16 protein-coding genes and 5 pseudogenes are annotated in these 25,023 nt (G+C 57.9%); 14 read left to right on the forward strand and 7 right to left on the reverse strand.

The features are described 5' to 3' along the window. Positions 1-92: pseudogene (locus KJQ96_RS33450) on the forward strand (insulinase family protein); the annotation flags it as partial. A 31-nt stretch (positions 93-123) separates the two neighbouring features. Next, a complete protein-coding gene (locus KJQ96_RS33455) occupies positions 124-876 on the forward strand; it encodes a 4Fe4S-binding leucine-rich repeat protein (RefSeq protein WP_213253717.1) in 753 nt (250 codons plus the stop codon). A 399-nt stretch (positions 877-1,275) separates the two neighbouring features. On the opposite strand, the gene hemN is transcribed toward KJQ96_RS33455, so the two are convergent. Continuing rightward, positions 1,276-2,631 (reverse strand): oxygen-independent coproporphyrinogen III oxidase, encoded by a 1,356-nt coding sequence (gene hemN, locus KJQ96_RS33460; RefSeq protein ID WP_213253718.1) that lies wholly within the window; start codon positions 2,629-2,631, stop codon positions 1,276-1,278. Positions 2,632-2,891: 260 nt separating this feature from the next. Between hemN and KJQ96_RS33465 the strand changes: the two are divergent. Beyond that, positions 2,892-3,621, forward strand: a pseudogene (locus KJQ96_RS33465) (HAD-IC family P-type ATPase); the annotation flags it as partial. A gap of 105 nt (positions 3,622-3,726) precedes the next feature. Here the strand turns inward: KJQ96_RS33465 and KJQ96_RS33470 are convergent. Continuing rightward, positions 3,727-3,960, reverse strand: a complete 234-nt coding sequence (locus KJQ96_RS33470; RefSeq protein WP_244608661.1) for a hypothetical protein — start codon at positions 3,958-3,960, stop codon at positions 3,727-3,729. 7 nt (positions 3,961-3,967) lie between these two features. Further along, complete coding sequence (locus KJQ96_RS33475; protein WP_057853677.1) at positions 3,968-4,300, reverse strand: hypothetical protein; 333 nt, start codon at positions 4,298-4,300, stop codon at positions 3,968-3,970. Between the two features lie 324 nt (positions 4,301-4,624). Here KJQ96_RS33475 and KJQ96_RS33480 point away from each other — a divergent pair. The 3 genes and pseudogenes from KJQ96_RS33480 (at position 4,625) to KJQ96_RS33495 (ending at position 7,086) form a co-directional block, all read left to right on the forward strand. Continuing rightward, positions 4,625-5,507 (forward strand): annotated as a pseudogene (locus tag KJQ96_RS33480) (tyrosine-type recombinase/integrase). Positions 5,508-5,518: 11 nt separating this feature from the next. Then, positions 5,519-6,541, forward strand: a pseudogene (locus KJQ96_RS33490) (IS91 family transposase); the annotation flags it as partial. A gap of 362 nt (positions 6,542-6,903) precedes the next feature. Further along, positions 6,904-7,086, forward strand: coding sequence for a hypothetical protein (locus tag KJQ96_RS33495; protein WP_213253721.1), 183 nt, complete (start codon positions 6,904-6,906; stop codon positions 7,084-7,086). A 168-nt stretch (positions 7,087-7,254) separates the two neighbouring features. Here KJQ96_RS33495 and KJQ96_RS40675 read toward each other — a convergent pair whose 3' ends face one another. Further along, positions 7,255-7,635: a hypothetical protein gene (locus KJQ96_RS40675; RefSeq protein WP_249726841.1), complete on the reverse strand. Its 381-nt coding sequence runs from the start codon at positions 7,633-7,635 to the stop codon at positions 7,255-7,257. After that, entirely contained in the window at positions 7,620-7,802 is a 183-nt protein-coding gene (locus KJQ96_RS40680; RefSeq protein ID WP_249726843.1) for a hypothetical protein, read from the reverse strand. Before KJQ96_RS40680 ends, KJQ96_RS40675 begins: the two co-directional genes overlap by 16 nt. Before the next feature lie 127 nt (positions 7,803-7,929). Between KJQ96_RS40680 and KJQ96_RS33505 the strand changes: the two are divergent. The 3 genes and pseudogenes from KJQ96_RS33505 to KJQ96_RS33515 form a co-directional block, all read left to right on the forward strand. Further along, positions 7,930-9,111: pseudogene (locus tag KJQ96_RS33505) on the forward strand (PQQ-dependent sugar dehydrogenase); the annotation flags it as partial. A gap of 4 nt (positions 9,112-9,115) precedes the next feature. Beyond that, positions 9,116-10,012: an SMP-30/gluconolactonase/LRE family protein gene (locus tag KJQ96_RS33510; protein ID WP_309142505.1), complete on the forward strand. Its 897-nt coding sequence runs from the start codon at positions 9,116-9,118 to the stop codon at positions 10,010-10,012. A gap of 291 nt (positions 10,013-10,303) precedes the next feature. Further along, positions 10,304-11,635, forward strand: a complete 1,332-nt coding sequence (locus tag KJQ96_RS33515) for a site-specific integrase (protein ID WP_213290535.1) — start codon at positions 10,304-10,306, stop codon at positions 11,633-11,635. A gap of 88 nt (positions 11,636-11,723) precedes the next feature. On the opposite strand, the gene KJQ96_RS33520 is transcribed toward KJQ96_RS33515, so the two are convergent. Then, positions 11,724-14,000 (reverse strand): hypothetical protein, encoded by a 2,277-nt coding sequence (locus KJQ96_RS33520; RefSeq protein WP_213290536.1) that lies wholly within the window; start codon positions 13,998-14,000, stop codon positions 11,724-11,726. 23 nt (positions 14,001-14,023) lie between these two features. Continuing rightward, complete coding sequence (locus KJQ96_RS33525) at positions 14,024-16,123, reverse strand: AAA family ATPase (RefSeq protein WP_213290537.1); 2,100 nt, start codon at positions 16,121-16,123, stop codon at positions 14,024-14,026. A 222-nt stretch (positions 16,124-16,345) separates the two neighbouring features. Between KJQ96_RS33525 and KJQ96_RS33530 the strand changes: the two genes are divergently transcribed. The 5 genes from KJQ96_RS33530 to KJQ96_RS33550 all read left to right on the forward strand — a co-directional run bounded on the left by KJQ96_RS33530 (position 16,346) and on the right by KJQ96_RS33550 (position 24,958). Further along, positions 16,346-17,659, forward strand: a complete 1,314-nt coding sequence (locus KJQ96_RS33530; RefSeq protein WP_213290538.1) for a DUF2130 domain-containing protein — start codon at positions 16,346-16,348, stop codon at positions 17,657-17,659. Positions 17,660-17,747: 88 nt separating this feature from the next. After that, on the forward strand, positions 17,748-21,794 hold the full coding sequence (locus KJQ96_RS33535; protein WP_213290539.1) for a helix-turn-helix domain-containing protein: 4,047 nt from the start codon (positions 17,748-17,750) through the stop codon (positions 21,792-21,794). A 705-nt stretch (positions 21,795-22,499) separates the two neighbouring features. After that, positions 22,500-24,248, forward strand: a complete 1,749-nt coding sequence (locus KJQ96_RS33540) for an alpha/beta hydrolase (protein ID WP_213290540.1) — start codon at positions 22,500-22,502, stop codon at positions 24,246-24,248. Positions 24,249-24,539: 291 nt separating this feature from the next. Beyond that, positions 24,540-24,755, forward strand: a complete 216-nt coding sequence (locus tag KJQ96_RS33545; protein ID WP_213290541.1) for a hypothetical protein — start codon at positions 24,540-24,542, stop codon at positions 24,753-24,755. Next, a complete protein-coding gene (locus tag KJQ96_RS33550) occupies positions 24,752-24,958 on the forward strand; it encodes a hypothetical protein (protein WP_213290542.1) in 207 nt (68 codons plus the stop codon). The genes KJQ96_RS33545 and KJQ96_RS33550 overlap by 4 nt, the downstream gene beginning before the upstream one ends. The last annotated feature ends 65 nt before the right edge of the window (positions 24,959-25,023 follow it).

Below are 25,023 nucleotides of genomic sequence, written 5' to 3' on the forward strand. Positions count from 1 at the left end.
AGCTCGACCGCGAGGATGCGCTGGCGTTCTACAAGCGCTTCTACGCACCGAACAATGCGATCCTGGTGATCGCGGGCGACGTCGACGCCAAGGTGCGCGTGCCTGACCTATGTGGGCAGGACAATGGTTGATGATATCGATAAGGCTCTTGACTGGGAGGGCAACCGGCTTGATTGCACGTCGTGCGAGCACCTCGCACTGAGCGAAACCGGCGGATGTCGGCTCAAGCACGCCTGCGTCAACGACCGTTGTCCCCGCGGTATCGAGAGGTTCTTCGAGTGGAATCCGGATCTCGCCGACCGCTATCTCTGCCATCCGCATTTTGAGGTAAGGGCAATCGCGGCGAAGTTTGCCAATGTCTTGCTGCTGCCGCCGCTGATCGATGATCCCAATGAAAAAGTGCAATGGAATGCGATGCTTCGCCTGCCTAGACGCTACGCGTTGCAATTACGGAAGCATCCGCATCCCGAGCTGAGGAAGCGGGTGGCGAGCCTGTTCGACGGTGAAGAATTGCTACCCATGGCCTCGGACGAATATTACTATGTTCGCCTTGTCGTCGCGAGTCGGATCGAGCCTATGCTGCTCCCCCGAATGGTGGATGACGAGGAAGCCGAGGTCCGCCGTGTTGTGGCACGGCGCATTCCAAATGAATGGTTGCTCCGCATGATCGACGATCGTGAGGCGTCGGTAAGACTGGAGATAGCCCGACGACTATCTGTGCAGCTTGTGCCGCTGCTGCGGCATGATCCTGACTGGCGCATCCGCTACGAGGTCGCAAGCCGTGCGCCAGTGACTGAGATCCTTAGCCTCGTCGATGACCCGTATAGTCTCGTGCGCGAAGTCGCGAGCTCGCGGATTGCAGGAGACCGCCGCTGAGATCGATACCGCGTCGGCCGACGCCGACGGCCAGATGAACTTGCCGCGATATGCCTATTGCGTCATGCCGAGGATCTTGACCAGATCGCCGCGGCGTTCCCGGAAGATGTAGAGATCGCCAGCATACGGATATGTGACGCGCCACATATCCATTCTGCGGAGATCTGTTCCTTTTCCGATCCAGGCAATGCCTCCTTGGTCGAATTTGCGCCAAACAAGGTGCTCGCGCAGCGAATTTAAGCCCCGCGGCGGGGCAAGTTGCAGGAAATGGTGCAACCACCTGAGTACGATGCCCGGGAGGACGCAACATTTAACGAGCCAATTATCGCGAAGGTCGCAAGAGCAGTGGCCCGTTGCACGATGCTCGGGGAAGCTACTAGTGTGGCAGCTCCAGGAGCCTCATACTGTGCGGCTGTGAGTCGCGACTGACCGCGCCAGATGAGCATCGAATGCGGACGCTACGGTCCTGACGAGAAACTCGGCGCCTTTCCTGACGAACAGTCGCTCGTCGCCGTCCATGGTCACTGCGCCGTCTGCAATGAGGCTATCGAGCCGCGAGCGATCGACGATGGCCGACTTCGGATCGCGGCCATGCGACAGAGCGATCTTCGACAGGTCGAGGGCCATGTCGCACATCAGTCGCTCGATCAGATCGGCTCGGAAGCGATCGTCACCCGTGAAGCCATACCCCTTGAGGGTGGCGGGCCGGTCCTCGGCGATGCGCGCCAGGTAATCACGGGTTACCACGACATTCTGTGCGAATCCCTGCGGCATCCTCCCGATGGCGCTTGCCCCTAGCCCGATGAGTGTTTCGGCGGTGTCGTCGGTGTAACCCTGGAAGTTCCGACGCAGCCGCCCCTCGCGCTTCGCCGCGGTAAGATTGTCGCGGGGTAGGGCGAAGTGGTCGAAACCAATGCGCACGTAGCCCGCGTCGACCAGGGCTTCCGCAATCAATTCCGACTGAAGATGACGCTCGACTGGCTGGGGCAGGGCGTGTTCGTCGATCTTGCGCTGATGCTTCTTGAAGGAGGGCATATGCGCGTAACCGAACACCCACAAGCGATCCGGCCGGAGTTCGATGCATTTGGCTACCGTGTCTAGGCACGATTGCATGGTCTGAAGCGGCAGACCGTAGATAAGATTGAAGTTGAGCCGGCCGACGCCGGCTCGCCGCAGGCGCTCAACGCACGTGGCGGTCTGCTCGAAAGTCTGCAGGCGGTTGATGGCGCGCTGCACAACAGGATCGAAGCTCTGTACACCCAGGCTCGCGCGATTGACGCCGCTGTAGCCCAAACCCTCCGCGATCGGCTCGGTCAGGGTACGCGGATCGATCTCCACGGCGATTTCGGCGTCGGGCAACACGAAATACGAGAAGCGGAGCGCGCCGACGAGATCGGCGAAGGTCTCGGGCGTCATGATCGTCGGCGTGCCGCCGCCGAAATGGATGTGCGAGATAGGAAGGCGGTGGCCGATAGTTTCGGCGATTAGGTGCGCCTCCGCTCGCAGGCCCGATGTATAGACTGCGATGGGGTCGTCTTTCTGCGTGACCGAGGTGTGGCAACCGCAGTACCAGCACATAGACCGGCAGAACGGAACGTGCACATAGATCGAGGCCGGCTGGCGGGGCGGCAGGGATCCAAGCCACATCCGGTAATCAGGTTCGCCGATCGCTGGCGAAAAGTGCGGCGCGGTCGGATAGCTTGTGTAGAGGGGAAGCCTGTCGTGACCGTACGATTGCGCCAGATCCGATCTCATCTGTTTCTCCTTCAGCTGCCGGATTGTCTAACGACTTCGCTGAGGAGGCACCTTGCGCTGGCGCAATCCTTTGGTCGTTTTGGGCTTCAACTCCGCCAGCAGCAGTTGGCAGCTCTGATCCTCTTGGCCGAAACGCGGCCCGCGGCTTGATTGCGGCAAAAAAAGCCGGCCGAAATGCGTTCGGCGGGCCAAGTCGCGGAGGAGAAACGTCGGCCGGGTGAAAGCGATCAGGCGTCGAGATTGTGCAGGCGCTAGCGGTTGCGATCGGGGTGATCCTGGCGCTCGGCATGTCCGTGGTGGAGACCATTCATCATGCCGAGCACGCTTATTTCGACGCGGCGGTCATGTTGCTGACGTTCCTCCTGGTCGGCCGCGTCCTCGACCAGAACACGCGGCGGCGGACGCGCGCGGTCGCCGGCAATCTTGCCGCATTGAAGGCGGAGACGGCGGCCAAATTCGTGGGACCCGATGAGATCTCGCAGGTGCCGGTGGCGGCGATTCATCCCGGCGACATCGTGCTCTTGCGGCCCGGCGAGCGCTGCGCCGTCGACGGCACCGTGATCGAGGGGCGCTCCGAGATCGACCAGAGCCTGATCACCGGCGAAACGCTCTATGTCACGGCCGGGCAGGGACGCCGGTTTATGCCGGATCGATCAATATTTCCGGCACGCTGCGGTGCGGGTCTCGGCCGCCTCGGAGGCGACGCTGCTCGCCGAGATCACGAGGCTGCTCGACAATGCGCTCCAGGCCCGTTCGCGCTACAGGCGGCTCGCCGACCGCGCCTCTCGGCTCTACGCGCCGGTGGTGCATGCGACTGCGCTGCTCACCATCCTCGGCTGGGTCATCGCAGGCGCAAGCTGGCATGATGCCATCGTCACCGGCATCGCCGTCCTCATCATCACCTGTCCCTGTGCACTCGGGCTGGGGCGCAAGTCCTGGCTATTCTGCGGCTCCGATCGCGGCGGCGACCGTGCCGCGGTGATGTACAGCCGCCCTATCCCGCGCGCGGCATAGGGCCGATTGGACTAAACCGCTCCGCGGTAGGCAGCGATGGCGGCGGCCTGAAGAAGGAAGCGGCACAGAGTGCGCGGCAGCTTAACGATTCTTCGCTGTGCGTCGCGCCGTCCGACCCGTGGCCTCGCTGAACAGGTGGCGGGGGATGTTGATTATCGCATAACGTCGCCGTTCTTCCGGGTGCGTTTCAAAATCTGCCTCCACAAAAATCTCGACGGTCTCCTCACTGGCATGAACTTCGACGCGTACCGGCGCGTCTTCAAACTCCACTTCATATCGGCGACCATTCTTTCCTCGGATAATCGCGTGCGCCATTTCTATGCTACCTCCGGCCCTGCTTCTTGAGCTTCTTCACTCGGTGCTTCTGATAATCCAGAACGGCCGCTGCAAGTGGCATCGAGCGCGGCACGCGCACATGTGTGAGGGAGACGACAAGCGCTCTGCCTGTTTCTTCCGAGCGAGACAAATGGCAAATGATACCGCCCTCGTCACCGGCGTATGACAAATCCCAGACGACGTGGTGCATCCGATCAGCATCGGCAACATTCTCGGCCTGCAGATATTCGATCAACGATGGTGCCAGTTCAACGTCAAATGGCGCAGCTGCCTTGAGTGCGGCGAGCAGCCGGGTGGTCTTCTCCGGATTGTCGAGCATAGGTCGTCCATCTTTAACGGGCGAATCAGAGAGCCGACGGTCAGCGATGATAGCGAATATGGCTCAACAGAGCCATATTCCCTATCCGTCGCACAACTCGCCTTCCTCCCATTGCTGGTTGACCCGATCCAATAGCGACGACCTCACGGGCATTACCCCGCTTCCTCGCTAATACAACGCAGTCCGCCCCCTCCGGCGCATCACCGCTTCGCGGTAGGCGACTCGTGGCAAGCTTCGGTACCACCATCTGATCTTCCTGCATTCCCGACGAAGTTCGATTGCGAGATGCTGGAGGCGCTGCTTGCAGCGCTTAAGGAGCTTCCCATGACGGTTCTTCGACAACGGATGACTGAGGACATGCAGGTGCGGAATCTGTCGCCGCATACACAGGCATCGTATCTCCAACAGGTATCGCTGTTTGCACGTTACTTCCGTATGTCGCCGGATGCGCTGACCCCCGAGCACATCCGGACTTATCAAATCTACCTCACGAACGAGAAGAGGTTGGCCCCCAATTCAATCCATACGGCTGTCGCGGCGCTTCGGTTCCTTTGCAGGATTACGCTCAAGGAGGACTGGACCTTTGGAGAAGACATCCCGCTTCCAAAAAAGCCGCAGAAGCTACCCGTCGTCCTGAGCCCTGAAGAAGTTGTGCATTTCCTCAGCTGCGTGGATTGCAACAAACATCGGGTGATCCTGACCACCTGCTACGCGGCAGGCTTGCGCATTTCGGAGGCCGTCCGGCTGAAGGCCGCCGCCATCGATAGCGCCCGTATGGTTGTTCGCGTCGAGCAGGGTAAAAGTCGCAAAGATCGGTACGTGATGCTGTCGCCCATGCTGCTGGAGATCCTGCGCAGCTACTGGATCGCCGTTCGCCCGAAGGAGTGGCTGTTCCCTGGCATTCACGATGATCGGCCAATCACGAAGGACGCCGTAGAAGCAGCCTGCCAAAAAGGCGCATCGGTTGTCCGATCTCTCTAAACCCGTCACCCCACATTCGCTTCGGCACGCATTCGCTGTACATCTCCTCGAATCAGGTACCGACTTGCGGACCATTCAGCTCCTCCTCGGTCATCGCAGCCTCGCCACCACGGCCAAGTACTTGCGCATCGCGACCAACAAGGTCTGCGCGACGTCCAGCCCTCTGGACCTCTTGCCGCATCCAGTTCCAGCCGAACCACAGCCGGCGCCGCCAAAACACTTCTGAGTTTCAGACCGATGGCCCGCTCGGAGCCGGAAGTGGCGGACATATTCCGCCGCTACGGCGCAGCCTATCGTGAGAGCCATGACGCCTCGCTATGCACCGCACAGCGTCGCGTCATGAGCGCGATCGAATTGTGTCGAACTGCGGCACTTGGTGGTCATGTTGAGCGCTGCGATCACTGTGACCACCAGCGCATCTGCTACAATAGTTGTCGTGATCGCCACGGCCCAAAATGCCAATCACTGGCTCGTGCCCAGTGGTTGGACGACCGTCGATCAGAACTTCTCGACACCCAGTATTTTCATGTGGTCTTCACCATACCGCAGTCCATTGCAGCTATTGCCCTTCAAAACAAGAAGATCGTCTACGGCATTCTGTTCCGGGCCGCCAGCGAGACGTTGCGCACCATCGCAGCTGACTCCAAGCATTTGGGCGCACAAATCGGATTCTTCGCGGTGCTTCATACTTGGGGTCAGGCTCTTTTTCACCATCCGCATCTGCATTGCGTGGTTCCGGGTGGGGGCATTTCTCCGGATGGTACACGATGGATTTCCTGCCGGCGCAAGTTCTTTTTGCCCGTTCTCGTGTTGGCGCGACTGTTTCTCGATTATCTCCGGAAGGCCTTCGACGCCGGAGACTTGCAGTTCTTTTCCTCGCTGGAATCCCTTCGGACGCGCGACGCCTTCTTGCGTCACATCGCGCCTATCCAGAAGAAGGATTGGGTGGTTTACGCGAAGCGCCCCTTCGCCGGACCTGAACAAGTCCTCAAATACGTCGCACGATACACGCACCGCATCGCCATCTCTAACAATCGCCTCCTCGATGTCGACGACGGCAAGGTTCAGTTTCGCTGGAAAGATTATCGCAATGGCCACCGTCAAAAGACGATGACGCTTGGCGCTGACGAATTCATCCGTCGGTTCCTGCTTCACGTACTTCCCGACGGGTTTCAACGTATTCGGTATTTCGGCTTCCTGGCCAATCGCTACTGCGCAGAAAAGCTCGCGAAGGGATGTGATGAGCTGGGCCAGTCGAGGAAATCCAAACATGAAGTCCTGCAAGAGTAGGACCGCCTCAGTTGGCGGCCCGCCATCGTGAACCGGCGGACGAGACGCGCTTGACCTCCGCTCGCCGCATTCAAGCAGAAGCACTTTGCGCTAAGCTCGTGCAAGAGAGCAGAAATGCAGCAACCATTTTTACCTAACCATCACATCGTTCCGTCGGCTGCCGAACGATCGCCTGCTGCTTGGCATGAAGGGCATCCGCGCCGTGCGCAGCGGTGCCGTTCAATACGTGGCGAAGGACGCCAGCGTCTCAATGGGAGGCAGCTACGTCGGGGAATCCACGCCGCGTCTGGCCGGCTCTCCTGTTTGCGTCGATGCGTGAGGAGCCACACGACATGAACGTGATCACATCAGAACGCAATTCCCTGATCTCGGAAACTTGGGCTGTGCTTGCGGCGGCCAAGGACCTTAGCGACACGTCAATGCAACTCATCTGCCGACGCGTGATCGAAGGCCATCTCGCCGGCAGAACACCGCGTGAGGCCGACGCGGTCGCGATCCGCGCCTATTTCCGCTAGGTGCTGATGCAGTGCTCTACGTGAAGAGGCCCGGGAGGTCATCCTGGGCTTTTTCTTGGTGCGCCAGGCATGGCGCGGAGCGCCGTGAGTGGCGCGATTTGATCGGAGTGGTGTCCGGTCGATGACTTGGAGGTGAGAGTCCTCTACAGACCCTGGTGATGGGAACCGTTAGCCGAACAGCAAGGGCGTCGTCGCCAACCGACAGCAGGAACTGAGACAATGCCAGCACACTACCGCGGCCCACCACGGCTGGGCGAGAAGCGCCGCCAAGCTCATGCCTCCAGCGCTCAGCGCCAGCGCAACCATCAGCAACGGCCCAAGCCCGATCGCACGTCCCGCCCACGGTGCGGTGACCGCGCCGACGACGCCACCGAGTGCACCGATGCCGAGCACCACGCCGACAGTTCCGCCCTCCAAACCCAGATCTTTCGTCAGGTGCAGCAGGAAGACCGCCGAGTATGCGTTGTACCAAAAGATGAAGGTGCCAGTGGCCAACGTGACTGCCCGCAGAATCGGGGTGCCGAACACGGTGGTCAGCCCTTCGGCCATTTGGCCGAGTAGCTGGGTCGACCCGGCCGCTGAGCCGGCAGCCGCGCGCTCGGCACGAGCGACAGCAACGCGGCGGCGAGCAGGAACGAGGCTGAGTCGGCCAGGATCGCGGTCGGCGCGGAGAACGTGCTGACCAGCCAGCCGGCCAGGAACGGACCGGCTGCCACCGCGCTTCCTGGCTGAGCTCCAACAAACTCTGCGCCTGGACCAGCCGATACCGGTCCACCACCGTGGGTACGCACGCCAGATAGGCCACCTCGGCGTTCACCGGCGCCACCCCGACCAGCGCCGTTGCCCAACGAGGAGATCAACGCGATCGAGAGAGGGAAGCATTACGGCTGGCCATATTGCTACGATCTTTCGACGCCAAGCCCTGAATTTAAGGCGGTGCTACAGTCCGGGCCCTACAAGAATTTCTGTAACAACACGGCCGCGTACAAACCGCCGCACTCGCTGCTGCCGCCGCACGGCGCGCCACTCGGCATGCTGTATTATCACGGGCGCAAATTCCCGGAACTTGACGGCAAGCTTCTTGTCGCCCTGCACGGCTACCGCCCGACGGGAAGCCGTCTTCTCATCTACGATGTAGACGGCCGCGGCTTCCCGAAAATAAGCCCGCCGCCCGTCCGCTATCAGGTGAGCTGTGGCGCGGAACCGAGCCGCGCCTTTCAGACCGACGCCGGAAATGCTCCGGCCGCCGCCTATGAGGAGCTGATATCCGGCTGGTACCGGGTGAACGGCGCGCGGCCGCAGGGCGCGCCGGTCGGCATGACGGTCGCGGCCGATGGTGCGATCTGGATCGCCGAGGACAAGAACCAGGCAGTGATCCGCATCGACCGCGCTTCCGGCAACCCGCCCGATCCGCTGCCGTGCGGCGTGCGGACACCCGAGCAGATCGACGAGCTTGCCGGCTTCGTCACGAACGATTCCAAGAACAAGGCTCGCCTGACTTCCGTCCGGACCAATCTGGTCGAGAAGCACTGTCTCGGCTGCCATTCCGATTTCGGGCTTAAGAAGGGACAGCCGGGGGCTGAGAAAGATCAAACGGTCCTGCGCTTCATACTCGCGCAGGACGGCTGGATTTATCCAGGAGACCCCGATTCCGGGAAGCTGCGCATCCGCCTCCGCGGACTCGGCGCGGAAAAGCTGATGCCTCCAGGAGGAGAGAAATTGCCCCAGACGGAGCCGGGCTACGCGCAGGTTCTGAACCTTGCCGATTATCTGGCGGGGACGATGGTTCCCGGAACAAGGATGCGGATCAAGCCCGGCCCCGTCCAGCGGAAATTCGTTAGCAAGACCGACAAGGAATGCGGCGAAATCCCGACGACGAAGGTCGTCGTGGTGACACAAAAGAACGCTGCAGGTAAGCCCGGCTTCAGCCGGTTCTATCGGCCTGCCGATATCTTCCTCAACGGCGAGTGCGCCGATGCAGATGGCTACTATATCCGTCAGGACCTTCTGGTGCCTTTGCTGTAGCGCCATGCAGAGCCTGGCCGCCGTGACATCCGCGCCGGCCGAAGTGAAGTTGTTCGAAAGCGTCCAGGCCACGCCCGCGGGCGAATACACGTCGGGCATCGAAGGGCCGGCCGTCGATCTCGACGGCAATCTCTATGTCGTCAATCTCGGCAGACAGGGCACGATCGGCAAGCTTCCACCCGGGAGCGCCGCTTCCGAGAAGTTCATCGATCTTCCCGAGGGCAGCGTCGGCAACTCGATCCGCTTCGCGCGCGACGGAACGATGTTCATAGCGGACTACAAGAAGCACAACATATTCGCGGTGAGGAAGGGCAGCGCGATGCCCGAAGTCTGGTTTCATTCCGACCAAATGAACCAGCCTAACGACATGACCATCGCGCGCGAGGGCACGATCTACGCGAGCGACCCGAACTGGAAGGGACGCAGCGGCCAGATTTGGCGGATCGCGAAGGGAGCCGACGGATCGGTGCAGGGTAAGGTGATGACCGCGCCACGCGCCATGGGCACCACAAACGGCATCGATCTCAGCCCCGACGAAAAGACGCTCTATGTCGGCGAGTCCGACAGTGGTCAGATATGGGCTTATGAAATTCGCGGCAACGAGCTGACCAATGCAAGGCTAGTCAAGACGTTCGATCGCGACACAATCGACGGGGTGCGTACCGACACGGAGGGCAAACTATTCATCGCCCGCATCCTAAAGGGTTCAATTGCAGTCCTGACCCCAGACGGCAAAGCCCAGAGAGAGATCGCGCTCAAGGGCAAAGAGCCCTCAAACCTCGCCTTCGGTGGCAAAGACGGCAAGACGATCTTTGTCACCCAGCGGCAAGGGGGCTTCATCGAATCCTTCCGCACAGACCAGGAAGGGCGTGAGTACTGCCTGCAAAGAACTGATTGCTAGACATGACTTATAAGCCTTCGAGCAAATGCTTATAAGTCGGCAACTGGATAGGTTTCTAACAAACCTGATCAGTCTCAACGCACCTAAGCGGAGCGGCTCGTGAGAGCTTGTCAGGCTCATTACCTGAAGGTCATAGGTTCAAATCCTATCCCCGCAACCAAATATTGTACGTAATACAAAGGGTTAGGCAAACGCCTAACCCTTTAATTTTTCGTAAATGCCCTAGCACAGAGCTAGCACAAAATTCGACTTTTGGTTCCACGGCGCTAAAATGCTCGTGGAGGTGCGGAGATGGCTCGGCACGAACTGCTAGGTGGTCTGGTTCAAGTTTATCGGCGGGGGGAGGGGCGGCATTGGCATTGCTCGGCATCCATCAATGGCCGGCAGCACCGCGCGACCACTGGCGAGGACGATCTCGTCCTCGCCAAGCAAGCGGCCGAAGACTGGTTTCTTGCGCTTCGGGGGAAATCAAAGGCGGGTCTGCTCCTCAAGGAAAAAACCTTCCGGAAGGCCGCCGAGCAATTCCTGAAGGAATATGAAGTGATCACCGAGGGTCACCGAAGCCCGCGCTGGGTGAAAGGGTACGAGGATCGTCTGCGGCTCCACGTTTTGCCGTTCTTCGGCGACATGGGTCTCTCGACCATCACGCCCGGCAAGGTCCAGGAATACCGGGTGCACCGGATATCCACTTCAAAGGCGCGCAAGACTGACGCCGAAGATCCCGACAAGGCTCCTCCCAAGCCACCTGCCCGTAGCACCATTCACAATGAGATCGTGACCATACGGCAAGTCCTGAAGACGGCCATTCGTCATGAATGGCTCGCGCACCTTCCCGACTTCTCGCCTCCGTATAAATCGCAGGGAAAGGTGGTGCATCGGCCGTGGTTCAGCCCGGAAGAATACAAGCAGCTGTATACGACGACGAGGGAGCACACGAAGGCGAGCCCTCCGCATTACCGTTGGAACGCTGAGCAGTTGCACGACTACGTTCTTTTTCTCGGCAACACCGGTCTGCGGCCGGACGAAGCCAAGAACCTGCAGCACCGCGACGTGACCATCGTGGAGGAGGGGCGTCGCGGCGAGAAAATTCTAGAAATCGAGGTGCGCGGAAAGCGCGGCGTAGGCTACTGCAAGAGCACGCCGAGCGCGGTTCTGCCTTACGAGCGGTTGCTCAGTCGGCCAAAGTATGTGCCGCAGGGAAAAGCCCGCGAGCGTAAGAGGAATCCTCGTCCTCCGGTGCCACCCACGTATCCCCAGCCTACCGATCCCGTTTTTCCAGGCAACCACCTTAAGCTTTTCAATCGGCTGCTTGAGAAAAGCACGCTGAAGCTTGATCGTGATGGCAAGCCACGCACGGCCTACAGCCTGCGTCACACCTATATCTGCATGAGGCTGATGGAAGGCGCCGATATTTATCAGATCGCGAAGAATTGCCGCACCAGCGTCGAGATGATTGAGAAGTTCTATGCGGCGCACATCAAGAACACTCTCGATGCTTCCGCCATTAACGTCCGTCGATCGAAATCCGTCCGGCAGGTCAAGCCGGTCATGTCCAGCGAGCCTGCTATCCGCATCAACCCGGCTGCGATCGAGGCTACAGAATCCAGAGATACTGAGGTTTAGCGGGCCAAGCTGGGCACGTACTTAGAGCCCGGAGGGGCTCCTCTTACGAGCCGGTAGCGGCTCGCCTTCATGCGCGAAGGCGCACTTTCTACTCGTCTACGTCATCGAAGATCGAACGTGATCCTTCCCAAGTGTCTTCGAGTGAGCCCATCGTGTTTGAGCTACGTCGCGGAGAGGGGCGATCCGATTGAAGATCGTCGATGATGCTTTTGATTCTCTCAAGTCCAGTGTCGATCGCTTTTTGGACATTCTGGTCGGCAGCAAACTCCTTCTTGAAGTCTCTCAAAGTGGCTTCCAGGGTACTGAAGTACTCCTCGGGATCGTCTTCGCCCCCACAATTGAAGCGCCAATTGCTAATGCAATCGTCGAGCTTCAAAAGGAGGTTGCTACGAACGTGCGTCAGGCACTCCTCCAACTCATCAGGAGTGAACAAGGCTCGAACCTCCCCATCAAGGAAGCCTGAATCCGGGGTATCAACTGCCAACTCACGAATCGTGGCAATGTGTCGTTTCCTGTCTTCTTCGGGCAGAAGCGAGAAGCTGTGGAGGCGGCAAACAACTCCAATCTCGGAGATGCTGTCGAGGTAAGACCACAAATTGAGTGATTTCAGGTAGCTGGGTTCAGCGGCCAAATACTGCTGGAGGAATTGAGCATCGCAACGGTAAGCGAGAAAGCGGTTAACTTGTGAGGTGTTCTCGGAACGCTGCTTTTTAAACTCAAGAATCCGGCCAAGCACCAGCGCAAAGCGATCAGGAGGAACGATCACTTTTGCGCCTTCATAACCAATATCGCCGCACGATACTTCGTGAAAAAGGCGAGGGACCGGCGTTCCTGTAAGATATATATCCAGCAGCTCCCGGTTCTCGGCCACTATGGTGGCGAAAGCATCGCGGATCGTAGGATGCTTGAACGTCCATGCGACAGATCCGGCCGATTTCACCTGGATAAGCAGACTGCCATCCAAAGAGTTCAGAGCATTGCGGACCTCGGATTGAGATCCTCCAAGCAAAGCCAGCGCTTCCGCTTCATCGGGCATGAGGGCGACCGGACTTGTGAGTTGCCCGCCTCTCATGAACACAAGGGCGATGGCGGCACGAGAGGAAACGTCCAAGGTCTGAATAACATCCATCAAGAGCTGCATTGGATTGGCTACAAAATCCTGAAGCTCTGATCTGTCGATCGAAAGCTTCCTTGTGAAAGCTCGGTTACCTAACCTACGGGCAATCTCCGGGCTAAACCCGGAGTGCGCTGAGACCGGAGGCAGGTGAGGCTTCAACTCTGATTTGAACGTGTGGGTTTGATTCCCAAGGCGCATGTGATTGTAAAGGATTTGATCTTTCTCGGGTCGAGACAATTCCTGAACTTTGATAACGACCTGCGACTCAAGAATTTCCGGGAGCGCTGCCTCCTTGATGAAGGAACGAGCGTTTCGATAGATGTAGTCTCGTGAAGTGAAGATTACTCTGGCTCCGCGTTTGATCGCGGCGTGAAGATGCGGAAACGCGCTGTTCCATTTGAACGTTGCAGCCACGTCCAGTTGTGTGGCGCCAAAGGCGTCATCAACCCAAAAGAACTGCTGTTTTTCGCGAGGGTTCGAATGCCGCACGAATTCGTCGGCATCTCTAATCTTGATAGTTGAGCATCCCCACTCGTCGAGAGCTCCCAATGCGAGGGCCGCCGCAATAGTGGATTTGCCGCACATCGGCTCACCGAGCAGCAAAACGAAGCCGTGCTCAATGAGAGCTTTGGCTGCCTTCCGATAGGCTGAGGTAAGTACAAATTTTGAAAGGTCGTCTCCTAGCGCGCTCAAGATTTCCTGAGATTGAGCATACGCGCGCTCATCGAGGATTTGGCTGAGATCGCCCAGCCCATAAATGCGTGGCACCAGCATTCGGAGACGTGGGGATTCATGTATGAACTGCGAAATTCTATCGCTTCCATAGGCAGCAAAGTGTTTTACACCGGAAATAGCCAGAACGGTGCTTCGAAGCTTTTCCTCGAAAGTCCCCGTTAAGCGTGCGTTGGTGAAGAGAAAATAGTTGTCCGCGAGGCCGTGCTCGGCCAACCGCTCTATCTTTGAGATTTCGTCTTTCAGGTCAGCTAAACGTAGCGTTTTGGCGGGCTGGGACGTGAATTTGCATTGCGCCGCGAAGGACCCGCTAAGGGTCTCTCCCGATTGTACCTTCCACTGACCGTGAAAGGCACCATCCCGACCGCCGTCATGAGTGTCGTAAAAACCTTGGACCGTTTGTCCCCAGATCTCGCTTGCCACTGCCACACAGAGCTGCTGGAAGGCTTTCCATCCCAATGAATGCAGCTCGTAGCTTGGCTGTGCCGCTTGCGCTTTGGCAGGAACTGATTTCATTCCGGTTGCATCGTTTCCGTCGTTCATAGGCCTGAGAACAATTCCGCCAGGATCTCTTTCAGCTCCGGCGACCTCCCGGTACCGAGCGGTTGACTTAGCGCCAATGCATGTGCCTCTGTTTCTATCATGGACGCTGCTTTGAGCGCTCGATTTGGCTTCGATCCGTCCGCCGGACAACCATCAGGGTAGTATTCTTCGATGGCTCCTTTTGAAAGAACGCAAATTCCCTGCGTCTTTAGGTGATCTAGAAGTGGAACTATTGCCGTCGCGCAAACTGGGTCCTCGCGGCATGCGAGACAGCGTGTCAACTCGCTTTCCCACGAGAAGAGCGAGTCAAGCTGCGCCAAGGCATCATCGTCCACGACCCTCGTAGCCTGCATATTGCGGAGCCCGGCCCTGGCATTGGTATACTTCGCTCTAAAGCTGTGCCGATTAAACCGATCTCGTATTTGAGAAGCAGTTGGCGTGGCGGCCAGGCCAGTCTCCTGGATTCTGGCGTCGATGCTTTGAATCGCTGTGGCGCGGATGGCGTTGCTAGCCTCGTTGGCGCCGAGATGCTCGTAGTCTTTGAAGAGAGCATCGAGATCGGCAACAATCATGACTTTCATGCCGAATGACTGAAAAAAGGCTCGATACTTACCAAAATTGCCTTTGCCATCGACCCGAACCAGTCCGATGCTCTTTCTCTCAAAGTCCCAATCCAGGCTTAGCTTCCTTGCTATATGCTTGAGATAACTATCGTCTGACTGACCCTCAAATAGCACGACACGCGAACTGAAGAACGCGGCGTCAGCATTCTCAAACCGAGCCAGACGAAACACTTCGGCGGACGCTCCATCGAGAGCAAAATCGATCGGGTACAGAACTCCGACAGGCTTCGGAGCGCTTGCTTCCTTGGCAACTCTCGTAAATCCGGCCGTTACGCCTGGTGCGAAGAAGAGAGGCGAATGTGTAGTGACGATTACCTGATGCGCGCTTGAAATAGCGGCCAAGGTGTCAAACAACACCTTTTGTGAGCGCGGGTGAAGATATAGCTCCGGCTCTTCGAACAAGAATAGCAGGGGCCTTTGAGCTGCCCCCTCGTCAGTTCTTTCTCGCTGCTTTTGCACGTATGCCTGAAGCAGTGCAAACGTGAGTGACCTCTTAATGCCGTCCCCCTTGTTTTCGATAAGGTCCCGAGAGCCGTCATCGATATAGATTTCCGCCGTATTCAATATTGTCCGCAGTTGCGGAGGTGGGATTGCTAGTTCGACCTTCGCGCTGGGAAAGTTTTGGCAGAGTATCCCTTCAAGCAGATTTTCCAGCGATCTTACCTTCGCATGTCGCTCATCCACTCGAAGTCCATCCCGTGTGATCCGATTGAGCAGTGTATCGAGTTGAAGGAGCGAATCCGAAATACGAGCTAGGTCCGGCTCCATATCTTCGAGTAACAGCCCTAACAGGCGGCCGAACGATGTAGACTGTGTTGTCTTCATATCATCGGCTAAGTTCTTCACCGCTGGAATGTAGATTGGCTCCGGCATAAGCGTAGTGATCGAGGGAGCCATGCCTGACGGGAGCGGACCGTCGACCATTTCAAGCTCTTCCTCGTTCAAGATGGCGAGGCAATGCTGCAAGTATTCTGTCGCCTTTGCGATCGTGCTTAAGTCTTCTGGGGCGTTGGCAATAAATTCAGGATAGCTTTCCTCCAATGCTGCGCGTATCGCATTGCCTCCCCGTTTTCCCTTAAAAACCTGCTCTATGGCTTCGTCCCGGTACCGCGCTTCCCGGGGGACCTTCCTCAAAATGCGATATTCGGCCTTCTCGCCAGCTTTGCAGCGTACAATGAGCGTAAAACGCCCTTGCACAACAAGCGGCTCTATTTTCCCTCGGTGGGTTTCGCCGAGTCTCTCTAAGTCAGCATTGCCGATGCCGCTGAAGACTAGCTTGAACTCTCCGCAGAGTTCGGGGTCATAAAGTTGGGACGACGAAAGGCTGACTTGTTTCAACGCACCGACGATTGCTTGGAGAACCGTCGATTTTCCGGCGTTGTTCTCTCCGACAAGACAAGAGAACTTTGTCGCCTTGAATGTCGCCGCTCTGAGACCTTTGAAATTCGTTATGTCGATCTGTTCTAAGAGCATAATTGCCAAACCTAAAAAAAGCCGAGCTGCGCCGGAGCCGCTCGATTCGTGCAGTATTCCACAACTTTAGGTTTGCGGCGGGTCTGCTGCAAGGCGAAAGCCACATTGCCCTTCGAATTTTGCTCTCAAGTTCAACAACTAAATTGGGTATTGCGTGAATCAGCGCTGCGCCGAGACTGTCCGGGCACCGCTGTTCTGGTACAATAGCAACAAGGGGGGGCTATGAATTTGAAGGCAACTATGGGCAACGGGGTGCAGGAGCCGACTCTCAACTGTCCTAACTGCAACCATGAGATCAAGCTCACGGAGTCGCTCGCCGCTCCTCTGATCGAGGAGACACGCCGTCGTTTTCAAGAGCAGTTGGCGAGCAAGGATGCCGATGTTGCGCGGAAGATCGAGGCCTTGCGTCAGGAGCGCGAACAGCTCGAAAAATCACGAGAGCAGATCGAAGACCAGGTAAAGCAGCGGCTCTCGGCCGAACGCAGTCAGATTGTTGCTGCCGAGGCCAAGAAAGCAAGGGAAGCTACCGCTGCGGAACTTCAGTCAAAGGGTGCCGAGCTTGATGAACTTCGTAAGATCTTGGAAGCCAACAACGCGAAGCTCGCGGAGGCGCAGCAGGCACAGGCCGAGCTGATGCGCAAGGAGCGCGCGCTCGACGAGGCAAAGCGCGAACTGGACCTTACCGTTGAAAAACGGGTCCAGGCTTCCGTGGATGATATCCGCTCCAAAGCCAAGCGGGAGGCAGATGAGGCAGCCCGGCTCCGAGTACTGGAGAAGGACCAGACCATTGAGTCGATGGCCCGCACCATCGAGGAGTTGAAGCGTAAGGCGGAGCAAGGGTCGCAACAATCTCAGGGGGAGGTCCTTGAGCTTGAACTCGAAGAGCTTCTGCGTGGACGCTTCCCGACCGATCTTATCGAGCCGGTCGGTAAAGGAGAGTTGGGCGCCGACGTTGTGCAGCAAGTCAACGGCTCCATCGGTCAGCCTGCCGGTATCATCCTTTGGGAATCGAAGCGCACCAAGGCCTGGAGTGACGGCTGGCTGGCAAAGCTCCGCGACGACCAGCGGCGCTGTGGCGCTGACGTAGCGCTCATTATTTCCCAGGCGCTTCCAAAGCACATTGAGCAGTTTGATTTAATCGATGGTGTTTGGGTGGCTCATCCGCGATGTGCCCTGCCCGTCGCGGTAGCTCTTCGGCAGACGTTGATTGAGGTGAACAGCTCCCGGCTCGTTCAGGAGGGGCAGCAAACCAAGATGGAGCAGGTCTACCATTATCTGACCGGCACGAAATTTCGGCAGCGCGTGGAGGCCGTGGTCGAGAAATTCAATGATATGCGCGAGGACCTCGACAAGGAGCGCAAGTTCATGGCCCGGCAGTGGTCCAAACGCGAAACACAGATCGTCTCAGTGATCGAGTCGACTGCGGGTATGGTCGGCGATCTGCAGGCCATCGCCGGGAAGGCCATGCCGGAGATTCCCAGTATCGATCTTCCCCTTATTGAGAACAGCGACGCTACGGAACGGAAAGCCTTTTAATAAAATTACTCTATCCTTATCAATCGCTTAATGGATGGGTTCCGGTGACATCTTGACACATTCTCGAACTCACATTATGTGTACGAGAATGACAACACAAAATACGAGTGCTAAAAATACCAAGGCTAAGTACGAGAAGTTCGGTCACCTTCTTGTGCGCTTACGCGTGGCCGCCCGCATCGAGCGGCAGGCAGACCTTGCCGATTTGCTCAAGGCCACGCAGCAGACTGTAAGCCGCTGGGAGGCTGGGCTTTCACGGCCCCGCGAAAACCAGATCCCTCAGATCGCCAGCGCCTTGGGTGTCGCGCCCGAACAGCTCGTTGAAGCCGCAGGCTATTCGGTGCCCACTGTCGTGGCGAGCTTTGACAAGCCGTTTCCCGTTGATGCGCTTACCCCGGACTCATTTGAGCGGCTATGCGCGCATCTCCTGCAACGGATGTACCCGGATGCGCAGGTCCATCGGGCCGGAGGCCAAGGGCACACACAGGACGGCACCGATGTCATGGTGACCCTACCGAACGGCGCCAAACACTCGTTCCAGTGCAAGCGCGTGGAGGAGTTCGGTCCACAGAAAGTCCATGCAGCGGTCGCCAAGCACAGCGTTAGGGCCAGCAAGAAGGTATTAGTGCTCAGCCGCGTCGCGAGTCCGCAAACGCGCGAAGCTCTCGCCGTGCATAAAGGATGGGAGCTGTGGGACAAGGATGACCTGTCCCTCAAGATCCGGGCGTTGGCAAAAGTGGATCAGCTCGCCTTGGTGGATATCTTCTTCCCAGGTCGCCGCTTTGAGCTTCTCGGGGTTACGGAAGAAGGCGTCTGGGAGACGACAGGTGAATTTTACGCGGCCTTCCAGAACGAGAAAGCCCTGTTCAATCATACCTGGAAGCTCGTGGGGCGAACTGAACCGCTCCACGAACTTTCCGATCAACTCAAAGATGAACGGGTCCGCGTTGTCTTCCTGGTGGGGTCAGGAGGCTCAGGAAAGTCGCGTGTGCTGAAGGATGCCATCGAGGGGTACGAAGCCTCCACCAAGGCAACAATCGTGCGATTCCTCGCCCGGACTGCTGAAGTTTCTAAACGCAGCCTAGAAGACTTTGGCGAAAAGCCATCGCTTCTTGTTGTTGACGATGCCCATGACCGCAGCGATCTTCCTCTCCTCTTCCAGTACGCAGCAACGAGGGGTCAAACCAAGCTTGTTTTGGCGCTGAGACCTTACGGCCTCGACCATTTAAAGGCGCAGGCAAGCAATTTCTCGCTCATCGAAAAGGCCCGGGAGGTCAAGCTGTTGCCGCTTGCGAAAGCCGAAGCTGAGCAGCTAGCCGAGCAGGTGTTGAAAAAGGAAGACGGCCCACTGAAGGCAGCAAAGGACATTGCCAACCTAACTTACGACTGTCCGCTAGCCACCGTGGTAGGCGCGCAGATCGTCGCGAGGGACAAAAAGCACTTCGACCTTGCCAAGAACGAGGATGCATTCCGCTCGACACTCTTTGGCAGATTTGAAGATGTCATCGCCGGTGAGCTGGGCCAGAAGTCGGACGGCGAACCCATCAAGAAGCTCCTAAGTGTCATTTCTCTCTTCCAGCCGTTCTATCTCGATGATCCGCAATTGCTCAACATCATCGAGCAGCTCGTGCACATTGCTCCTCACGATACCAGCAGGCTCTTCAAACTATTGATCGACGCCGGGGTTTTGTTCAAACGTGGTGCACGGTACCGGCTCTCTCCTGATGTCCTTGCAGACTACGTGATTGAGGCCGCGTGTGTCGGTACCGATCGCCAATCCACGGGGTATGCCGAGGCCGCCTTCGATCTAGCGGGGGACAGGCTCGCAGATGCTCTCCTTCTCAATCTTGGCAAGCTTGACTGGCGGCTCTCCAACGGAGACGCCAGTAATAGTGACCTACTGAACGGGATCTGGCGCAAGCTTAAGCCCCGCTCAGACTATCAGGACCCGCATATTCGTGCGGTGGAGGGCGTTGCCTACTACCAGCCGCTTCGTGCGATCGAATTTGGTGAGGCGCTCATCCGCCGTGGCGAATTCACGTCTCAGCTCTCGGGCATCTTCAAGTATGCTGCCTATAATCTCGACTACGTGGAACGCGCCTGTATGGCGTTGTGGGAGTTGGGAAAGGATGATACCCGGCAGCTTCACTCGCATCCCAACCATCCTATCCGCACCTTGGCGGAGCTTTGCGAAGTGGCGCCGAACAAGCCGCTGATCTTCAATGAAAAGATCGTGGATTTCGCTTTGAAGCTAGCAGCCGATCCGGCGGCTTGGGATTCGCATTACACGCCCTTGGACATCTTGAAATCGGTCTTCAAGACCGACGGCCATACCACCCAGAGCCAAAATCACACAATTACCTTCAATCGATTCACCGTAACTCCCAAAGCGGTGGCCCCGCTGAGAAAGCGCGCATTGACGGCTGTTATTGAGCTTCTTGGAAACTCAAACATCCGAGTATCGACACGGGCTGCCGAAGCACTCGGTCATGCTCTGCGGTACCCGATGGACGCCGGAAAAGAGCTCTATGAAGAGTGGACGGGGCTCTTCTGCGAGACAATTGAAGACCTTGACCGGGCGGTGCGGTTGCACAGCTATGATCCTCTTGTCCTTGTCGGCATTACCAAGGCGGTTTCCTGGCACGAACAGTACAGCAAGTCCGCAACGTCAAAGCCTGCCAAGAAGCTGAAGGAGACCCTGACGGCATCGCTAGACTACCGCGTCTTTGCCACGCTTAGCGACGGATATGGCATGGAGTTTCGGCGATTCAATCCAAAGACCTTCGAAGTCGACTGGAATAAGTTTCTTCAATCGCTTGCGTCTGAGCTTGTTGCCAAGTTTCCGGAAGGCGAGAGCCTCCGGCAATTTATCGCCGAGCAGCTGGAGCATATACGGGCCGCGAACCCCGATGGGTCCTCATCCCCTCACGTTTTATATGGAACTTTGCTCAAGGCCTCGTCGTCACTTCCCAAAGCCACGATTGCAAATGCGCTCAAAGATCCGGTGTCCTTAACCGCCCGTTTTGTTGGAGACGCGCTGCAAACCTTGTGGCTCAAGGATATAGGTGCTGGGCGCGCTGTCATGCAGCAATTATTGGCATCCTCCAACCCTGAGCTGCAAGCCCATGTCGGCCGGGCGCTATCGGCGATAAACTTCGCCCAGCGGCCCTATGAGTCCGATGAGGCGGACGCGCTAGAGCGCGTCGTTACTTCAAAGCATGAATGGACCGTCTTCTCAGCCATTCACGCGTTGCGCTCTGTCGCCAGAGCGAAGGCGGAGGAGGCGCTACGACTTGCCAGGTTGACGAACATCGGCGCCAATCCTCGGCTTGCAGACGAGCTGCTCTGCCTTTTCGGCTTTGGCGAGGAGCTTCGCTTTGATCTCTTGAGCAAGGAGGATGTGCAATTATTCCTCGACAAGTTGATGGAGGTCCCTGAGCTCGACGGGCATTGGACCGAGACATTCCTGTCCAATACCTCACAGAGCTTTCCTGATATGGCCTTGGCCTTCTTCATCGCCCGCGTTGAACGTGCGGTGTCCACGAAGGCATGGAAGTACCGGCCGACGAATCACGGGCCATATGTCCATGTTCCCCTCAAGTTCAAGGAGGCGCCGAACTATGGTGCACTGCTCGCCAAGACAGTGCAATGGATCAGTAGCGCCGGTTACGAGGAAGACCAGCGTTTTCTATTCAACTACCGGGCCCGCGAGCTATTTGAGGCGGCCTTTGGCGCGTTTGATGAAGAGGTCGTCCAGTTCTTTGAGCGCTGGTCGGAAACAGCGGATGAGGCCGGGTTTAAGATCATCGCAAACCTTCTGGAGGAGGCACCTCACACCTTCGTCTTCACTCATAAAGACTTTGTGCTCGCGTTGATGACCCGGGCGCAGCGTGCCGGGGCAGACGCCCTCAAGTACGTCGGCTCTGCCTTGTTTTCCGCATCCGTTGGCGGCATGCGGGAAGGTGCGGCGGGCGAGCCGTTCGCACGGGACATCGAGTCGAAGCAGAAGTGCGAGGAGATTTTGGCGACGCTCTCGAAGTTCTCGCCTGCGTATGAGCTGTATGACGGCGTGCTCAAGCACGCGGACGGTGAGATCGCACGCTCCAAGCGCGAGCGCGAAGAATTCGAGGATTAGAAATGGAGCGATTTGAGCTTACCGTTGTTGCTCAAGGCTCCCAGTCCATCTGGGTAGCAGTTCTCGTCGTGGCGCTCGTCTGTGCTACGATCATCGCAATCGCTGCCTCATTCGCGGCTGCCAGACTCTGGCAGAGCCATCCCACCGCCCGGAAGAAGCGACGCTAAACGCTTACCCTTCGGTGCGGGGCTTCCAGTACGTTCCCGGCAGAGGCATTCCTCCCAGAGTGACGACTCCAAAGACCTTCTGGCGCGGTCCCTATTGCGTTTCATGAGGCGCGTCGGCTTAGCCGACCGGGCTGTCGTGAACGGAGCTGCGAAGACGCATCTCCGCCTACGGCTTCCATCCCTCGCGCATCATATTGTGTCCCTTGCCGGAGGCACTCGGGAAAGCACCTGCCTTCGGCACCGCTATCACTGATGCGTTCCCGGGTGCCGTTGTTAACCGGTCTCGGCACTCCGAGCTTGCTTTGCCGCGTTTCGCAAGAGCCTTTGGACGAAGGTGCGAAACGCGGGTCGCTGCGGCTCCCTCTTTCTGTTTTGTGCTCAAGGTCCCAAGTCTGGGCTGCGCCAGGGCTGAAAGTTCTGTCAGAAGCGTCATTGACAAACGACAACTCCGGCTAGAATCATAACCTAATTTTATTTGAGCCGCATCTCGCCGGTCGAGGCGGGAAATTGACCGGCTAGCGTCGTGGACGGGTCCACCATGTTATTTAACGATGTCCTGGCTGAACTTATTTCCTTCCTGAAGGCCCGATTTCCCGGAGTAACAATCAACGCGCAAACGTATGTTCACGACCTAATTTCTCCGAGCCGAATTTTAGCATTGGTGCATGACATCAATAGCGCGCAGTGGGTGAAGGCTGGCGGAATGTCGCTACGGCCTGAGGAAGCGCGAGAACTCAGACTAGTAAATGACATAGCGTTGCGGCTTTTTCATAGCCTCCCCAAAGAAGAACGTCATGTCGCGAAGCCGGTAACGAAGCCCACTCCCTCCGCTTACGATCGCCAAAGTGACCAGCAATCTAGCCAAACTTCCCAACAAGAAGACGGAAGCGGATCGTCTTCGTTCCGACACAGGAGCGACGAACCCCAGAAACGTTTTCAAGAACGAATGAAAGATGATGTGGCAAAACGAATAGAACGTCAGATCGAAGAGCAGCAACGCGCAGCCGCCGAGGAGGCTGCGCGACTTGAAGCCAGCCGGCGCGAAGCTCAAGCGCAGCATGATCGACTGGAGGAGCGGCGTTCGGAGATTGGCTCGGAGCGTGACTTTTCAGAGCTTGAGCGCCGCATGGCGGAGCAATTGAGAGCAATAGAACGAGATCGGCAATTGCGGGAACTTGAAGCTGCCTTCCGCGCTGACCTCTCACCTTCAGTCGAAGTCCCTGTCGGCTCTGAGTCCGCCCTAGAGGACGCCTTGTCGGAGCTGGCGCGCGCAGATGAAGGGCAGACTCACCCTACGGTGAAAAGCGTAACTCGTTCCCTTTGGTATGGCACCAATCGTAAACCGGTCCAGGCGAGCGACATAAACAAAGGCTTCTCGGGTGAAAGAGATTCCCGAGTTCATCTTGGGCTTTGCAAGGTTCACATTCCCGAGTCGCACAAGATAGGATCGGTTGGGTCATCCTGGTGGAAAAGGCTCTTCACTGGGGTGGATGACCGACTCAAGACCAAGAGCCTGGAGGAATACTCCGCCGACCGGTTCTGGGACGCAATCTCAGCCCAACTGGCCAAACTTCCCGTTGACGATCGTGAGGCCGTGGTCTTCGTGCACGGATACAACGTCTCCTTTGCCGATGCGGCCGTTCGAGCTGCGCAACTAGCAGCCGACCTCGCTATCAGAGGAAGCATGGCATTTTTTAGCTGGCCATCAAAGGGCAGCACGGAGAGCTACATACACGACGAGGCGTCGATAGAGGCCAGCGAGTCCGCAATCACGGAGTTCCTAGTCGGCTTCGCTGAAAGGTCCGGAGCCGCTCGACTTCACATCATCGCGCACAGCATGGGCAATCGGGGTGTCTTACGCGCTGTGAACAGGATTGCGGCTGCGGCCGCCGAACACACGGGTAAACCCTTCGACCAGATCATCTTGGCCGCCCCGGACGTTGACGCCGACGTATTTCGCGATCTGTGCAAGGCTTACTCCCGGGTTTCTCGCCGAACAACGCTCTACGTGTCGTCCAAAGACTGGGCCGTTGAGGCGGCACGCTGGCTACACGGCTTTCCGAGGGCCGGACTGTTGCCGCCGGTCATGGTCGCTCCCGGAATTGACACCGTAAACGTCACGCACGCTGATCTCACGATGCTAGGCCACGGGTACGTCGCTGAAGCAAGGCTGGTGCTCACCGACATGCACGCCCTGCTCCGCTTTGGGGCACACCCCAGGGATCGCGCGGGTTTGCAACTGCAAAGCTCGGATGATGGCCAAGCCTACTGGCTGATCGGCCGGTAGCTGCCTTCTCCTTGGTCTTCGCTGGTAAGCTCTTCACCTAAAGCACAAAGCGCATCTTGGCGTGGTCCCACTACGTCTCAAGGCCACATCCCGGTGTGCGTCTATCCCCAATGCACGGCCAGTAACGACGGGAAGTTAGGACCGAGGCGCCCCGGCGCAAGGCATCCAACCGTATCCCGGAGGGTCCCTCGGTCGGAGCCTCCTTGCGCCGCTGCTTATGACCTCTGGTCCTTTTGAACTCCCGTCCGGCCGCGATTGGCGCAGCTGGAATAACAAACGGGAGATAGTCCGATGAAGACGAACCAAAAGAGCCAGAAACCTTACGCGGTCTACGTGATCGAAGGTGAAGGCACTGACAAAGCCTACTGGAACCGGATCGGTGCAGCCTGGCGTCACGAGGACGGCAAGGGCTTCAACATCAGCCTGAGCTGCCTGCCCCTGAATGGCCAACTGGTCGTTCGCGAGCCCAAGGCCAAGCCTGAGTCCGACGCGGAGGCGGGGCGATGAGCCCCGCCGCTACGCGGCGTTACGTCGTCCGGTTCACCGACTGGACGCTGTACGAAACCGTCGTGCTTGCCTCCAACAAGCGCGAAGCACTCGCCAAGGCGATAGCCCTCTACAACGCCAACGGCCTCCTGGACTTCACCACCAATGTTTCCGGTGTGGACGGCTGGGAAGCGGAATTCCTCGGGATGGAGGTTCAATCATGAACCTCCCTTTCGCGAACTACCGCAACGAGGTCGTGCCTGGAGACTGTGTCCAGGTCATGCGCCGC

The sequence above is a fragment of the Bradyrhizobium sp. sGM-13 genome (assembly GCF_018398875.1).
Taxonomy (GTDB): domain Bacteria; phylum Pseudomonadota; class Alphaproteobacteria; order Rhizobiales; family Xanthobacteraceae; genus Bradyrhizobium.